This window comes from Rhizobium binxianense, assembly GCF_028994275.1.
In the GTDB taxonomy this organism is placed as follows: domain Bacteria; phylum Pseudomonadota; class Alphaproteobacteria; order Rhizobiales; family Rhizobiaceae; genus Rhizobium; species Rhizobium binxianense.
Genome location: NZ_CP118713.1, coordinates 2,282,314 through 2,295,937 on the forward strand (window position 1 = coordinate 2,282,314; position 13,624 = coordinate 2,295,937).

The following is a 13,624-nucleotide window of genomic DNA, read 5'->3' on the forward strand; positions in this document are numbered from 1 at the left end:
GCGTTCGACGAGAGCAAACTTGACACTGAAGACTGCCGCTGAATTTTATAAATCAGACATTTTCTTTGAAAAAAGGACATGGTTGTTCTATCATTGCCGTGCGCCATGATCACATCCGAGGAACCTTCCGAAATATCTGCCAACGAGCCGGACTATGTGCGCTGGCTCGACGATCTTTGGGCCGAGCGGCTTCTGGTCGCACGCGACCGAAAGGCCGATCTCTCTGTCGGCATTCTCCTCTGGCCGACCTTCCCGATGATGTCGCTGACGGGTATCGTCGAGCCTCTCAGGCATGCGGCGGACTTTGCCGACAATTCCCGTCCACTGCATTGTCGCTGGTCGATCATGGGGGCTCCGGGCCATGCGGCGGTCGCCAGCTGCGGCATCCGGGTTCACGCCGATGCGCCCTACATTAACCCGACCGACTTCGACTACGTCGTGGTTATCGGTGGCCTCCTGCCACATCTGCGCGCCGCACCTAGCAAGCATCGCGACTATCTCAGGGTGGCGGCATCGGCAGGTGTGCCGGTAATTGGCGTCTGCACCGGCGCCTTCATATTGGCGCAGGAAGGACTGCTCGCCGGACGCAAGGCGTGCGTTCATCCCTTTCACGCGGAGGATTTCCGGATTGCCTTCCCGGGCCTTGCCTTCTCCACGCGCGATGACTTCCTGATCGAAAACGGCCGCATTACCGTGCCCGGCGGCGTATCGATCCTGTCGCTGATGACTGAACTCATCCGCACGCATTGCGGACCGGATCGGGCGGCCAAGGCCGTGCACCAGCTTTCGCTCTCGGAGCAGAAGCACATGAGCGCCTTCGATCACGGCCGCGCCACGACATTTCGCCGCACAGAAGATTCGCGCATACAGCGAGCCGTCGTGCTCATCGAGAGTCGGAAGGGTCGCGACGTCTCACCGGAACAGGTGGCCTCTCTGGTCGGCCTGTCACCACGCCAGTTCGCGCGTCTGTTCCAGGACAATATCGGCATGACTCCGAAGCGCTTTATCGTCGAGACGAGATTGCGCTATGGCCGGTTTCTGGTCGAAAACAGCACACTGCCCATGACGGCGATCGCCTTTGAAATCGGATTCTCCGACTCCGCCCATTTCGCGACCGCTTTTCGCAAGAAGTATGGGAAGCCTCCCAGGAGTTTCCGCTGATCTTTGTCGAGTCACCACAAACGGCAGGATCGAAAACCGACTTCGACGCTATTGCGATTTAATCGGATGCGATTTATATAGAGATCATCGTCAGAAAGCTTCGACAGGATGGACCGATGCCGACATCTAAAGCAGCTAAGGGGCCGGATATGCCTGCGCCCACTTCCTCGCCAGCGGGCAAGGAAGGCAGGAAACTTTCGAATTTCCTGTGCTTCGCGGTCTATTCGGCAAATCTCGCCTTCGGCCGCGCCTATAAGCCGATCCTGGATGAGCTTGGCCTGACCTATACCCAGTATATCGCCATTGTGGCCCTCTCCGAGGAGGACGACCAAACGGTCGGCATGCTGGGGGAAAAATTGTTCCTCGAATCCAACACGCTGACGCCGATTCTCAAGAAGCTGGAGTCGGTCGGCTTTATCACCCGCCATCGCGATCCCGCCGATGAACGGCAGGTGCGCGTGAGCCTGACGACGGCGGGACGCGATCTCCTCGAAACCGATCCCAGCTCCGAGCTGATCACCGCCACCGGTCTCGGCGAAGACTTTCCCGTCGTACAACAATCGGTGACGCGGCTGCGCGACAACCTGTTGCGGGCGCCGGTCGAACCGGCAAAATCGTGATCGCGGCACATGTCAGCGCCTGGTGACATGCCCGAAATCGCAATAGGCGCCCTGATCGGGAATGGGACCGTCCTTCTGGCCAGGCGAAATTCGCAGCGCCGGACGCACCCCGATCGTTGGAGCCTGCCGGGCGGCCATGTCGAAGACGGCGAAGATGCCGAGACGGCAATGCGCCGGGAATTGCTGGAAGAAATCGGCGTAACGCGACAGCACTGGCAGTTGGCCGCAAAGTTCCGGTCGGAAGGCCCGCCCGGGGCATCCGCCACCTTCCATGTCTATATCGTAGACCGCTGGCATGGTGTCCCAAGGCTTGTCGATGATGAACACACCTCACTGCGATGGTTTACCGCCGCCGAGATAGAATGCGAAACCGAGTTGGCATTGCCGCAGCTCAGCAAAATACTCGCAAACCTTGCCTCGCAGGGCAGCAAAGACTGAAACCGCGTCGCACGAAGCCGATTCCGCACAACGCAGCTTTGCCTTACTGGCGTAAGGTCCGGAACGCCGTCCTGAGCTCAGCCGTCATGGCCATGGGCTGTTCCCAGGCGGCAAAGTGACCACCCTTCTCGAGCCTGTTGTAGTGAATGAGCTTCGGATAGGCCTTCTCCGCCCAGCTGCGCGGCGCCGCATAGATCTCGTCGGGAAAAACGCTCACGGCAGCCGGGATCTTCACGCCCCTGGGATCGAAGAAGCCTCCCGACGGGAAATGCGCGTTGTCCCAGTAGAGTCGCGCCGAGGAGATTGCGGTATTCGTCAGCCAGTAGAGCGTGACGTTGTCGAGGATGTCGTCCTGCGTCAGCCCTTCCGGTTTTCCATCAAAAACGCGGGCGATCATCTGGTAGCTGCGAATGTCGTGGTCGAGCATCCATGCCGCCAGGCCGACCGGCGAGTCGACGATCCCGTAGAGCGTCTGCGGCCGGTTGTTCATCTCGATGGCATAGCCGAGCCCGTTCTTGTAGAAGTCGTCGAGCTGGTCCCAGGCTTGCTTTTCCTCTGGCGAAAGACCCGCGGGCGGCGGCCCGCCGGAACCGAGCGCCTTGGCGATATCGGCCGGAACCGTGGCCGCCATGTTCGTGTGGATGCCGAGCAATCCCGGCGGCTCCTGCAGAGCCATCAGCTCGGTGACCGCGTTGCCCCAGTCGCCGCCCTGCGCCACGAATTTCGTGTAGCCGAGGCGCTGCATCAGCGTCGCCCAGGCGCGTGCGATGCGAGGAGGATTCCACCCCGGCGCCGTCGGCTTGCCGGAGAAACCGTAACCCGGCAGCGACGGGATCACCACGTCAAACGCGTCCGCTTCGCTCCCGCCATGCGCGGTCGGATCGGTGAGCGGCTCGATGATCTTCAGCTGCTCGACGATCGATCCCGGCCAGCCATGGGTGACGATCAAGGGCAACGCATTGTTGTGCTTCGAGCGGACGTGGATGAAATGAATATCCAACCCGTCGATCTCGGTGACGAATTGCGGCAAAGCATTGAGCCGCGCCTCCATTTTGCGCCAGTCGTAATCCGCCGCCCAGTGGTTCGCCAGCTTCTGGATCGTCGCGAGCCGCACGCCCTGCGTGTCGTCCGTGACCGTCTCCTTATCGGGCCAACGGGTCGCCGCCACGCGCCGGCGCAGGTCGTCCAGCTGCTCTTGGGGGAAGTTGACGCTGAAGGGGCTGATCGCATCGCCGTTCGCCTGCGCGCCGCCCGCCGCAGCAAGCAGGCTGACGGCCCCGGCGGCGGCCGTCGCCGCAAGCAGCTCGCGCCTTGTAGGCGATGATAGGGATGTCGGTGACATGACGCTCTCCTCTCCGTTCGATCTGTTGAATGGGACGAGGGGACTGGCCGACCTCGTTGTTAGGGCAGGTCATTCGCGTCTGGCCGGGACTATGCGCCTGGGCAATCCCTGGGTCAACTTGCCCGGTCAGGCTATGCGACAGTCGCCACGACCGGCCTTTCCGGCCGGCGCGATGACCGCGCGGCCACTACGCCCTCCTCCATCATCTCGGCCGCCTTGGCATAACCGCCGCCCATTCCGTCGAGGAAATGCAGGTGTGACTCCGACCGGCCGGATGGCACGAGGCAGGTCATCAGCGCATGCGACTGGCGGTGCAGCCCGAAATCGATTTCGCCGCGCTCCCTTGCCGCAACGAGGATGGCTTCGACGCTGTCGATCTGGTCCGCCGTGCAATCCAGCGTCAGGCGCAGGCCGTCGTCGAATTTGCGGAAATCCGAATTGGAGGCGACCTCCGACCAGCGTTGCGCATCGACCTGCCCCCCGCTGATACCCGCGACATCCCCGGGCAGCGGATGAGATCGGCGCGGCGCGGCATCGAAAACCTCGAGCAAGCGCTTCGCCAATGCCGCAAAGACGTTGGGATTCGTGTGGTCGCGCGGCTCGACCAGCAGCGACAGGATCTCGCCGCGCTGGCTCGGGAACGGCGCCCAGTCGCAGCTCAAGCCTCTGAGGTCAGGCCTCATTGCATAACGGCCGGGCTTGATGAGAAAGCGGCCGTTCTTGATCTGCTGCTCCGCCCATTTGAGCCCGCCTCCGGCAAACATCGCATAGATCGCGCTCTCGGAAGCGGCATAGCGCGCGGTCCTGACGTCGCGCCCGTTCGCGCGGATTTCGCCGACGGTGACGAGCCCGACACGCAAGTCGAGATGAAGATCGGTTTTGGCGAAGCCCGCCACATCACGCAAGGCCGATGTCGCGGCCATGATGCCGTTCGCCGGCAAGGCGAAGGCTGCCCCGTCTCCGCGAAACACGAAGGGAAAATCGAACGAACCCCAGGCATTGCCGAGGGCGGCAATGATTGATGCACCGGCATAATTGACGTCTTCATAGCGCCCCGATCGGATCGCCGCGGTCGAGCTGACGACGTCGGTGATGCCGATCAGCCAATCGTCCGGCAGCGGCTCGTAGACATCGGGATCGAGCACAAGCGAAAACTCGTCATAGGCCTGGCGCGGCTCCGCGTGGCTGTTGGTCATGGCATGTTCTCCGGATCGGCAGCTTTGGCTGCTGGCTCAGAAACGGGCCTACCGCCTTTCGGCAGACCCCCGCTTGAAGATGACGGCGACGAGGCCGCCCTTCCCGTTCAGACAAGCCTGGTGTCGACGTCGATATTGCCGTGGGTCGCCTTGGAATAGGGGCAAATGCCATGGGCTGCCTCGATCAGTTCCTGAGCGATGGCGCGATCAATACCCGGCAGGCTGACATCAAGGCGTGCGCGCAGGAAGAAAGAACCGTTATCGGCATGGAGAGAGATCTCGGCATCGACCTCGGGACCGGCCGGCAGCGCGATCTTCCGCTGCGCGGCGGCGAGCTCGATGGCGCCGATATAGCAGGCCGACCAGGCGGCGCCGAACAGGTTTTCGGCCGCCGGATGCGGCTGCGGCAGTTTGATGTCGAGCGTGCCGTCGCTGCTGCGTGCATAGCCGTTGCGGCCGCCGGCGATGTGGGTCTTGCCGGTGAAAAGAAGCTTCTCGGTCATTGTCGTATCCTTTCGGCTTGATCAATTATAACGCATCCGCTTAAATCGGATGCGCCTTAATATGCCGAGATGAATTCGATGTCAACAACATTCCGATTTAATCGGATACGATTTGTTTCGCTCGCGAACGAAGGACGCGGATAGTGCTGTCTTGCCTGGGAACGAGGCCCTCTATAGGCTCCGCCTTGGCTCCTGAGATTTGACTGGGAAGGCGGAGAATTGAGATGTCCTCCATAGACGGGCTGACAGGATGCAGCTGCCCATGACACATTCCGCATCCGGTAAAACGCGACACGCTTTAGCGCCCCCGGGCGAGGCTCAAACCTTCTCTTTTTTCCTGGTCTTTTCCTTCGGCTCGACCGGCGCATCGGGCGTCGGGGCCAGAAGCTTGCGCAGCGACGCGATCTTGTCCTTCACCAGCGGTCGGAAGCGCGTCGCGCGATAGGGCATGTCGGCGGCACCGTAACCTTCCGGCCCGTCATCATTGCCGCGATGGATTTCCGCGAGCTTTACCCCGATGAAGGTGCCGTCGACATAATGGGTATATTCGCCCACCCAGCGGATCGTATAGATCTCGCCCTTGCGGATGAGCTGGTCGATGCTGACATGCTTGAAGGTATCGTTGATGCAGACGACCTTCTGGCCGACGTGAAAATCATAGCTCATGGATCAAACTCTCAAACGGCAATCCGCCCCACCGATCTATACCGCGCCCGGCCCGGCCGGGTCTAGCCGCCGCGACAACAGCCGCACCGCGCCGACGGTTTAAGGCGAATGCATCAGTCGCAATAGACCTTGCCGCCCTTGCGGGAGCGCAGGTCGAAGTGGAAGTGGTTCCAGTGTTCCGGGTTGCTGCCCGGCCCGAGCACGGTATTGAAATAGCGGCAGCTATCGGTGCGCACTGCCTTCAGCAGCCGGCCCTCGCGCAGCGAGAACAAGCCCTTCTTGCGCACGTCGATCTCGTGGCCGTTCTTCAGCACGAACTTGCCGACGTCGATGGCGTTGCCGCGGGCGTGTTCCGACATCGGATTGTATCGCTGCCGGCTGTTGTTCATGCGCCGGCAGGAATAGCCGCCGAGCGGCTGGATCGTCCTGATGCCGCTCCAATAGCGATAGCGCGCCGACGGCGCCAGCTCGTTCTTCACCCATTTGGCGAAGGCGAGCGTTACCTGGCAGTTCAGCGTCACGGCCGGCTGCACGCCGATATTGCCGGAGAGCCCCTTCAGCGACACCGGATACGGCACCTGGCAGGCCGGGCCTTGCGAGATCGGCGGCTTGTCGTCGAAGAGCACGCCCATGCGCTTCAGCTCGCGCCGGCAGGCAAGCTCGGAGGCCGGCATGACGCTGGGATCGACGGGTGCTGCCGGTTCGCTCATCATCGGATTGTTCGGCCGCAGCATCGCGACCTCTTCGCTCTCATCCTCTTCGGGAACACGGGCCGGCGCCACGACCGGGCTGCCGTCGCTCCAGGCAGGCGCCCGGCTCATCTGCGCTTCTGCCGCCGGCTGCGGCATGGGTTGCCGCAGGGCCCGCGGTGCGGGCTGGCGCCCGGGCTGGTTCAGCTGCATCGGATTGTCGGTGCCGATGCCGTCGACGACGGGTTCGGTGGCGTTGCCCTCGGCGATCTGCTGCTGTTGCTCCTGCGCCAGGCCGACGACCGGCTCGGCTCCGAGCTCGTCATCCATGTTGACGCCGCCGGAAGGGATCGCAAGGTTCTGCGTGCCGCCCCAGTTGCCGCTCGGCTGGCCTGCAGCCAGCGCCTCGTCGCTGTCGATCATCGGCAGTCCGCGCGCACCCCGTGCGCCCGCCGACCCCGGCGCGCTGCGCGCCGCCGGGGCTGCATGGCCGGTGCCGGCAAGGTTCGGCGTATCGAGATAATCGACGGAACCCTGGCTATTGCCGACAGGCGCGCTGGAAACGGGATAGGAGGCCTGGCTCTCCACCGGCGCCATCCGGACGGAAGGCGCCATGCGCGCCGCCCCCCGTGCCGGCGAGATCGAGCTGACCCTGGTGCCGCTGTCGACATTGGCCGGCGGCACCAGCCCATCGCTGATCGAACAGGTCGTCAGCGCCACCGAAAGCAGCACAGGCAAAAGGGATCGCCGAGGAAAGGAAACAAACGCCATACTCTTATCGCTTCCGCAGGCCGGCAGTGACCAAAAAAACTCGGTCCAATTTTAATTAAAAACGGTGAACGAAAACTTACCGGCACAATCTGAACGCGACGGAAATGAAAAAGGCCGCTTCCGCGGCCTTTCATCTGTCGTTTCATCTGTCTTTAACTCACGCTGCCCGTGTGTATCGGGCTTCAAGCGATTGCCCTGCCCCACGCAGGCGGAAGTTCGACAGCAGCGTCTTCAGCTGGGTGCTCTCATCGGCGAGTGTGCGGCTTGCCGCCGTCGTCTCCTCGACCATGGCCGCATTCTGCTGCGTCATCTGGTCCATATGGTTGACGGAACCATTGATCTCGTTGAGCCCCGTCGACTGTTCGCGCGCCGCCGTCGCAATCGAGGCGACGTGGTCGTTGACCTTATTGACCAGCGACTCGATCTCCAGTAGCGCGTCGCCGGTCGAGCGCACCAGTGCCACCCCGCCCTCGACTTCCGCCGCCGAGCGGCTGATCAGTTCCTTGATCTCCTTGGCCGCATTGGCCGAACGCTGGGCGAGTTCGCGCACTTCCTGGGCGACGACCGCAAAGCCGCGGCCCGCCTCACCTGCCCGCGCCGCCTCGACCCCGGCATTCAGCGCCAGCAGGTTCGTCTGGAAGGCGATCTCGTCGATCACCGAGATGATCTGGTTGATGCGGCTCGACGATTCCTCGATCCGGCCCATCGCCGTCACCGCATTGCGGACGATATCGCCGGAGCGGCCGGCGCTCGCTTTGGTTTCGGCCACCATCTCGCGCGCCTCGTTCGCCCGCTCGGATGCCGTTTTGACCGTCGCGGTGATCTCGTCGAGCGCTGCCGCCGTCTCTTCGAGAGCCGCCGCCTGCTGTTCCGTCCGCTTCGACAGATTGCCGGTCGCCTCGCTGATATCGGAAGCACTTTCGTTGACGACATGGCTCGATTCGGCGATTGCATGGATGACGCCGTTCAGCGCATCGACGGCGGCGTTGAAATCGCCCCTGAGCTTGGCGTAATCCTCGCCGATATCGCCGATCGCAACCGTCAGGTCGCCGCCTGCGAGCTTCTCCAGGCCGACGCCGATCGCCTGCATCGCACGGGTCTGCCGCTCGGAAGCCGAACGCAGGCTTGCCTCGTTGCCGCGGCGTTCTTCTTCGATCTGCTGCTGCCGTTCGTCTTCCCGTCCGCGCAACGCGCTGCGCTCGTCGACGGAATCGCGCAGCACCAGCAGCGCCTTGGCCATCTGGCCGATCTCGTCGCGGCACTCGCTGCCGGCGATTTCCACCGATGCTTCTTCTTCCGCAATCGCATTCATCGCCGTCTTCAGCCGGGCGATCGGCGCCGTCACGCTGCGCACGATGGCATAGGCGATGGCAACCGTGGCGGCCGCGCCAAGCAGGCAGAGGACCGCCGCCCAGATCGCATTCTGGCGATAGAGCGCGGCAAGGTCATCGGCGTAAACGCCGGTGCCGACGATCCAGCCCCAGGGCTCGAAACCGGCAACATAGGAATATTTGAGAACCGGCTCATCGGCGCCCGGCTTCGGCCAATAATAATCGACGAAGCCCTTGCCGTCCTTCTTGACCTTGTTGACGAATTCGACGAACAGGAACTTGCCGTTCGGGTCCTTCATCTGCGAGATGTCGGTGCCGTTCAACTGCGGCTTGATGGGGTGCATCACCATGGCGGGACGCATGTCGTTGATCCAGAAGTAACCGTCCGTGCCATAGCGCATCGCACCGATCACGTCCTTGGCCGCTGCCTGCGCCTGCTCGCGGGTCATCACGCCCGCCTGCTCCATCTTGTAATATTTGTCGAAGATACCGAGCGCCGTCGCCTCCATCTTCTCCAGCCCCGCCTTCCGCTCCGCTTGCAGCTCGGAATAGGAATAATTCAGAAAGAAGACCATGGTCGCCGCAAGCACGGCAAGCGTGAAGCCGACGAGGCAGTAAAGGCGGGTGGAAATCTTGACGTTGCGCATGAGGTTCCCGGCGATTCTAATGTGAAATCCATCACATTCTGAACCACCGGAATTACTGGAGCGTAAAGCTTAATTAGGAGATGATCAAATAACGTAAGGTGAGGTGCCGGTTGTAAAATTCAACCAGTTGAAATCGAACCAAAATAAATCGGTGCGGCTCACCGTCTTTTACAGCTCACGGTCTTTGCACTAGGCTGCTCTCCAGTGAATCGCCCCCCTCAGATGGAGAACCCTTGATGACCGATGCCGCCAAGCCGAGAGGCGAACTGACGCTGCGCACGCTTGCGATGCCCGGCGATGCCAATCCGGCCGGCGATATCTTCGGCGGCTGGGTCATGGCGCAGATGGACCTTGCCTCCGGCATCCGCGCCGCCGAGCGCGCCAAAGGCCGGGTCGTCACCGCCGCGGTCAAGGAAATGGCCTTCGAGCTGCCGGTCAAGATCGGCGATACGCTGTCGGTCTATACCGATGTCGAGCGTGTCGGGCGCACCTCGATCACGCTGATCGTCGAAGCCTGGGCGCACCGCTCGCGTTACGCCAAGATGGAAAAGGTCACGGCCGGCACCTTCATCATGGTGGCGCTCGACGAAGAGGGAAAGCCGAAGCAAGTCCCCGAAGAGTGACAGACCGGGGATCGACAGCATGGAAACGGTCAGCTCGCCGGAGGTCTTCCTTCACATCAAGGTGGTGATGGGCATGGTCATCAGCCTTTCGCTCGCCAGGGTGCTGACCGGCGTTGCCGGCATCGTCCAGCATCCCGGCAAGGCGAAAGTCTACCCCGTCCATCTCGGCTGGGCGCTGTCTCTGTTCCTGTTCATCATCCATATCTGGTGGTGGGAATATCGCCTGCAGGCCGTGCCGGTCATCGGTTTCGGCATCTATCTCTTCCTCGTCTGCTTCTGCAGCCTGTTCTTCCTGCTCTGCGCCCTGCTCTTCCCGGCGAGCCTCGACGAATATGGCGGCTACGAGGAATATTTCATTTCCCGGCGCAAATGGTTCTTCGGCATCCTCGGCCTCACCTACGCCATCGATATCCTCGACACCGCGATCAAAGGCCACGAGCGCATCCTCTCGCTCGGCTGGGAATATCCCGCCCGCAACATCGTCTACATCCTGCTCTGCGCCATCGCTGCCTGGACCCCGAACCGCCGCTTCCACACCGCCTTCGTCATCGTCAACCTGATCTATCAGGTGAGCTTCATCTTCCGGCTTTATGATGTGCTGGGGTGAGATACGATCCCGCGAAGCGGGAGCAATCGATCCAGTGAATCGTTTGCAGCAACGAACGCCCTGAGCCCAGCCGAAGGGCCGGCCAGCAACAACTCCATAGCCTTCACCTCAAAGCCCGCACCCTCTCTCGAGCCTCGTCCTGAGGTGCCCCGCAGGGGCCTCGAAGGACGAGGCTGGCCACCCGCCTCGGAAAATACGGATGCCGGCGTAGCGTCCAGCCACCGCCCCCGTGGTTCGAAACGGCCCTTCAGACCTCCTCACCATGCGGGCTGGTCGGTGTGCCGCGGCACCTCCGCTCCTCACGCCTTCAAAAATTGCGAGCCCTTATCAAACCCCAATCCCGGAAAAATCTTCCCCGTCAGGTCATCCACGCCAACATCGAACTGCCTGTAAAGCATCGCCGCCGCCACCTCGCGCACGTCCGCCGTCGGCATCAAATCGCGGTCGTCAAGCAACTGGCCATCCCCAACTCCGGGCCAGCGGCCGAGGATGCGGCCGCCGTTGATGGCGCCGCCTGATAACAGCGCGCAGCCGCCGGTGCCGTGGTCGGTGCCCGCTGAGCCGTTCTGGCGGACGGTGCGGCCGAATTCGGTCATGGCAAGCACCACCGTTTTTGACCAGATCTCCGGCCCGAGCGTGGTCTTCAGCGTGTTGATCGCCTGCGCAAGGTCCTGCACCGGCCGCTTGAACTGGCCGGCCTGGCCGATATGCGTGTCCCAGCCTGATATCGAGAAACTGGCGATGCGGTAATCGCCCTTCAGCATGTGGGCCGCGAGTGCTGCCACATCCGCAACCTTCTCGCCGCGCTGGCCGTCCGGCTCGACCATCATCGAAGCGGTGTCGGCCCGCGTCGCCTCGGCGAGGGCAGCGGCAAACGGCGGATCGCCGGCATAGAGCCGCGCCAGGAACTGCATCTCGTCGCGCGCCGGTGCCAGATTGGAATCCGAGGCCCAGACGTCGACATTGTTCGGCCCGGAGAGGATCAGCTCGGTCGAAGTGTTGACGTCGATCGCCCTGCGCGCATCCAAGCGCGGAATGACAGCGAGCGCCCGGTTCAGCCAGCCGGTCTTTTCCTCGGCGACATGCTCCCCGCCTGACTCCAGCATGTCCTGCCCGTCGAAATGGCTGCGCTGGTCGCGATAAGGCGTCGAGACGGCGTGCACGAAGGCGAGTTCCCGGCTCTTCCACAGCGGCATCAGTTCGGCGCCGGCGGGATTGAGGCCGAAATGCCCGTCGAGATCGAGAAGCCCGGTGTCGGGCGTCAGCGCCAGGGTCGGCCTGAGCGCGGCAAAACCGGCATCGCCATAGGGCTGCACCAGGTCCAGCCCGTCCATCGCGCCGCGCAGCACGATGGTGACGAAACGGTTGTCACCCGGCATCGCCGCGAAGGTGACCGGCGTGAAGGCGGGGGCGGCGGCGAGACAGCAGGCCGACGTCAGAAAGCCGCGGCGGGAAAGCAGGATCTGGCTCATGGGCAGACGCTCCTATCGGCGATTGAATTCGGGGGATGCCAGCACCAGCGTCAGCCCGCTGATCTTGTTCGGCGCCTGCGACACCACGCGGATCGTCTCGTCGCGCGCCGCATCGGCAAGCGTCGACTTGAGGAACTCGCGCGGATCTTCGTCGCGGCCGAACTGCGCTGCGGCCCGCCTTGCCCAGGCCAGCCGCTCGGCGAGCTGGCTGCCGGTGATCCAGGCCGAAAAACCTTCCTCGAAGCCGGCCGGGCTCGGCGGCAGCCAGGTCGGCTGGCCCATGCGCTTCAACGCGCCCGGCCCCAGCGCCCGCGCCGCACGGAAGGCCTTAAGGCGCTTATCCCTTGCCTCGCCGGCGGGATCCGTCGTCACCGGCGCCCCTGCCATGCCAGGCGTATTCGCCGCCATGTCTCCCTCTTCAGTGCCCTGCTGGTTGGCAGCCAGGAAGCTGCCGACGACGCCGTTGACCGGCCCCGCATTCAACGCCCTGAGACCGGCGACGACATAATCGAAGGGTTGGCGCGCCTTGGCGCCCTCGTCGCGCCAAGCGGCGGGATGGTCGAGCATGGCGGTATAGACGGCCGTCAAATCGCCGCCCGTCTTCTTCCAGGCCGCAGCCATATCGGACACCATCCCTTCATCGGGCTGGTCGGAGACGAAATGCACCGCCAGTTTGCGGCTGATATGCGCCGCCGTTTTCGGATGGACGGCGAGATCGTCGAGCATATCGAGATAATCGTCGCGCGAGCGCCTGCGCCCGCCGTAGCTGACGCCGAGCACCGCATGGGTGCCGGGCTCGGAAATATTCGGCCGGAAGGCGATGTCCATCTCCTTGCGGTCGATGGTGAGCCCCGTCAGCACCATCGCCGCCGCCGTGACATCCGCCTGGGTATAACCGCTGCCGGCGCCGAGCGTGTGCAGCTCCAGCAGCTCGCGGCCGAGATTTTCGTTCAGCCCCTTGTTGCGCTTGATGCCGCCGGCCGAATCCGGCCCGAGCGACTCCGCCTGGTCGAGATAGATCAGCATGGCGGGGTGAGCGGTGGCGCTTCGCAGCAGATCGCCGAACCTGCCCGATATGAACGGCCGGATCGCCTCAGCCTCGTAGAGCGGCACGATGAGACGCATCGGCAGGCTCTTGTTGGCGCTGGTGGAGAAGTGATCGGTCCAGAAGGTCGCCAGCCGCTCGTAAAAACCGTAGGGCGACAGCACCGCCTGCATCAGCCGCAGGTTCGAATCGTGCTGGAACTGCTGCTGCGCCTGCCGCTGCACGCCCTTGCGCATCTCGCGCTGCGTCGTGTCGTCGGTCACCGTTTTGGCATCCTCCCGAATCTGCGCCAGTTGCGACTGCAGGCTGAGGATCGCCCGATGGCGCATGTCGGGGCCGCCCATGGGAAAGTCCGGCATCGCGGCCGCACCCTCGCGCAGCTGGCCGATGAGCTCGTCCTTGCTCTCAGGCGGCGCCTCGCCCGGCCGGAAGCCATAGCCGAACCGGATCGCCGCCATAGTCGGGAAAGACAGGCTCATGGCAGTTCACCTCCTGATCACTGCTGAAGCAATT

13 protein-coding genes are annotated in these 13,624 nt (G+C 63.1%); 5 read left to right on the forward strand and 8 right to left on the reverse strand.

The features are described from left to right. The first annotated feature begins 105 nt into the window (after window positions 1–105). The 3 genes from PO860_RS11395 to PO860_RS11405 all read left to right on the forward strand — a co-directional run bounded on the left by PO860_RS11395 (window position 106) and on the right by PO860_RS11405 (window position 2,219). Window positions 106–1,161 carry a GlxA family transcriptional regulator gene (locus tag PO860_RS11395; RefSeq protein ID WP_273883876.1) on the forward strand — a complete coding sequence of 352 codons (1,056 nt, stop codon included), beginning with the start codon at window positions 106–108 and terminating at the stop codon, window positions 1,159–1,161. 116 nt (window positions 1,162–1,277) lie between these two features. After that, on the forward strand, window positions 1,278–1,781 hold the full coding sequence (locus PO860_RS11400) for a MarR family winged helix-turn-helix transcriptional regulator (protein ID WP_273880938.1): 504 nt from the start codon (window positions 1,278–1,280) through the stop codon (window positions 1,779–1,781). Window positions 1,782–1,808: 27 nt separating this feature from the next. Further along, window positions 1,809–2,219: an NUDIX hydrolase gene (locus PO860_RS11405; protein WP_273881014.1), complete on the forward strand. Its 411-nt coding sequence runs from the start codon at window positions 1,809–1,811 to the stop codon at window positions 2,217–2,219. A 43-nt stretch (window positions 2,220–2,262) separates the two neighbouring features. Here PO860_RS11405 and PO860_RS11410 read toward each other — a convergent pair whose 3' ends face one another. The 6 genes from PO860_RS11410 to PO860_RS11435 form a co-directional block, all read right to left on the reverse strand. Further along, window positions 2,263–3,561: an epoxide hydrolase family protein gene (locus PO860_RS11410; protein WP_273883877.1), complete on the reverse strand. Its 1,299-nt coding sequence runs from the start codon at window positions 3,559–3,561 to the stop codon at window positions 2,263–2,265. Between the two features lie 131 nt (window positions 3,562–3,692). Further along, window positions 3,693–4,757: a DUF3095 family protein gene (locus PO860_RS11415; RefSeq protein ID WP_183606945.1), complete on the reverse strand. Its 1,065-nt coding sequence runs from the start codon at window positions 4,755–4,757 to the stop codon at window positions 3,693–3,695. A 107-nt stretch (window positions 4,758–4,864) separates the two neighbouring features. Further along, window positions 4,865–5,260, reverse strand: a complete 396-nt coding sequence (locus tag PO860_RS11420; protein WP_183606944.1) for an Ohr family peroxiredoxin — start codon at window positions 5,258–5,260, stop codon at window positions 4,865–4,867. Between the two features lie 318 nt (window positions 5,261–5,578). Further along, window positions 5,579–5,926, reverse strand: a complete 348-nt coding sequence (locus PO860_RS11425) for a CAP-Gly domain-containing protein (protein ID WP_097619117.1) — start codon at window positions 5,924–5,926, stop codon at window positions 5,579–5,581. A gap of 113 nt (window positions 5,927–6,039) precedes the next feature. Further along, window positions 6,040–7,386, reverse strand: coding sequence for an extensin-like domain-containing protein (locus PO860_RS11430; RefSeq protein WP_183606943.1), 1,347 nt, complete (start codon window positions 7,384–7,386; stop codon window positions 6,040–6,042). 157 nt (window positions 7,387–7,543) lie between these two features. Further along, window positions 7,544–9,364 carry a methyl-accepting chemotaxis protein gene (locus PO860_RS11435; protein WP_097619115.1) on the reverse strand — a complete coding sequence of 607 codons (1,821 nt, stop codon included), beginning with the start codon at window positions 9,362–9,364 and terminating at the stop codon, window positions 7,544–7,546. Between the two features lie 236 nt (window positions 9,365–9,600). Between PO860_RS11435 and PO860_RS11440 the strand changes: the two genes are divergently transcribed. Continuing rightward, a complete protein-coding gene (locus PO860_RS11440) occupies window positions 9,601–9,987 on the forward strand; it encodes an acyl-CoA thioesterase (protein WP_183606941.1) in 387 nt (128 codons plus the stop codon). 19 nt (window positions 9,988–10,006) lie between these two features. After that, window positions 10,007–10,594 (forward strand): hypothetical protein, encoded by a 588-nt coding sequence (locus PO860_RS11445; protein WP_183606940.1) that lies wholly within the window; start codon window positions 10,007–10,009, stop codon window positions 10,592–10,594. Between the two features lie 299 nt (window positions 10,595–10,893). On the opposite strand, the gene PO860_RS11450 is transcribed toward PO860_RS11445, so the two are convergent. Both PO860_RS11450 and PO860_RS11455 read right to left on the reverse strand, forming a co-directional pair. After that, window positions 10,894–12,066 (reverse strand): DUF1501 domain-containing protein, encoded by a 1,173-nt coding sequence (locus PO860_RS11450; RefSeq protein ID WP_273883878.1) that lies wholly within the window; start codon window positions 12,064–12,066, stop codon window positions 10,894–10,896. A gap of 12 nt (window positions 12,067–12,078) precedes the next feature. Further along, a complete protein-coding gene (locus PO860_RS11455; RefSeq protein WP_273883879.1) occupies window positions 12,079–13,590 on the reverse strand; it encodes a DUF1800 domain-containing protein in 1,512 nt (503 codons plus the stop codon). Window positions 13,591–13,624: the final 34 nt, after the last annotated feature.

Bases quoted from the DNA above. Each gene is read 5' to 3' on its own strand.
- PO860_RS11395 (WP_273883876.1), top strand. From the start codon at position 106: ATGATCACATCCGAGGAACCTTCCGAAATATCTGCCAACGAGCCGGAC.
- PO860_RS11400 (WP_273880938.1), top strand. From the start codon at position 1,278: ATGCCGACATCTAAAGCAGCTAAGGGGCCGGATATGCCTGCGCCCACT.
- PO860_RS11405 (WP_273881014.1), top strand. From the start codon at position 1,809: ATGCCCGAAATCGCAATAGGCGCCCTGATCGGGAATGGGACCGTCCTT.
- PO860_RS11410 (WP_273883877.1), bottom strand. From the start codon at position 3,561: ATGTCACCGACATCCCTATCATCGCCTACAAGGCGCGAGCTGCTTGCG.
- PO860_RS11415 (WP_183606945.1), bottom strand. From the start codon at position 4,757: ATGACCAACAGCCACGCGGAGCCGCGCCAGGCCTATGACGAGTTTTCG.
- PO860_RS11420 (WP_183606944.1), bottom strand. From the start codon at position 5,260: ATGACCGAGAAGCTTCTTTTCACCGGCAAGACCCACATCGCCGGCGGC.
- PO860_RS11425 (WP_097619117.1), bottom strand. From the start codon at position 5,926: ATGAGCTATGATTTTCACGTCGGCCAGAAGGTCGTCTGCATCAACGAT.
- PO860_RS11430 (WP_183606943.1), bottom strand. From the start codon at position 7,386: ATGGCGTTTGTTTCCTTTCCTCGGCGATCCCTTTTGCCTGTGCTGCTT.
- PO860_RS11435 (WP_097619115.1), bottom strand. From the start codon at position 9,364: ATGCGCAACGTCAAGATTTCCACCCGCCTTTACTGCCTCGTCGGCTTC.
- PO860_RS11440 (WP_183606941.1), top strand. From the start codon at position 9,601: ATGACCGATGCCGCCAAGCCGAGAGGCGAACTGACGCTGCGCACGCTT.
- PO860_RS11445 (WP_183606940.1), top strand. From the start codon at position 10,007: ATGGAAACGGTCAGCTCGCCGGAGGTCTTCCTTCACATCAAGGTGGTG.
- PO860_RS11450 (WP_273883878.1), bottom strand. From the start codon at position 12,066: ATGAGCCAGATCCTGCTTTCCCGCCGCGGCTTTCTGACGTCGGCCTGC.
- PO860_RS11455 (WP_273883879.1), bottom strand. From the start codon at position 13,590: ATGAGCCTGTCTTTCCCGACTATGGCGGCGATCCGGTTCGGCTATGGC.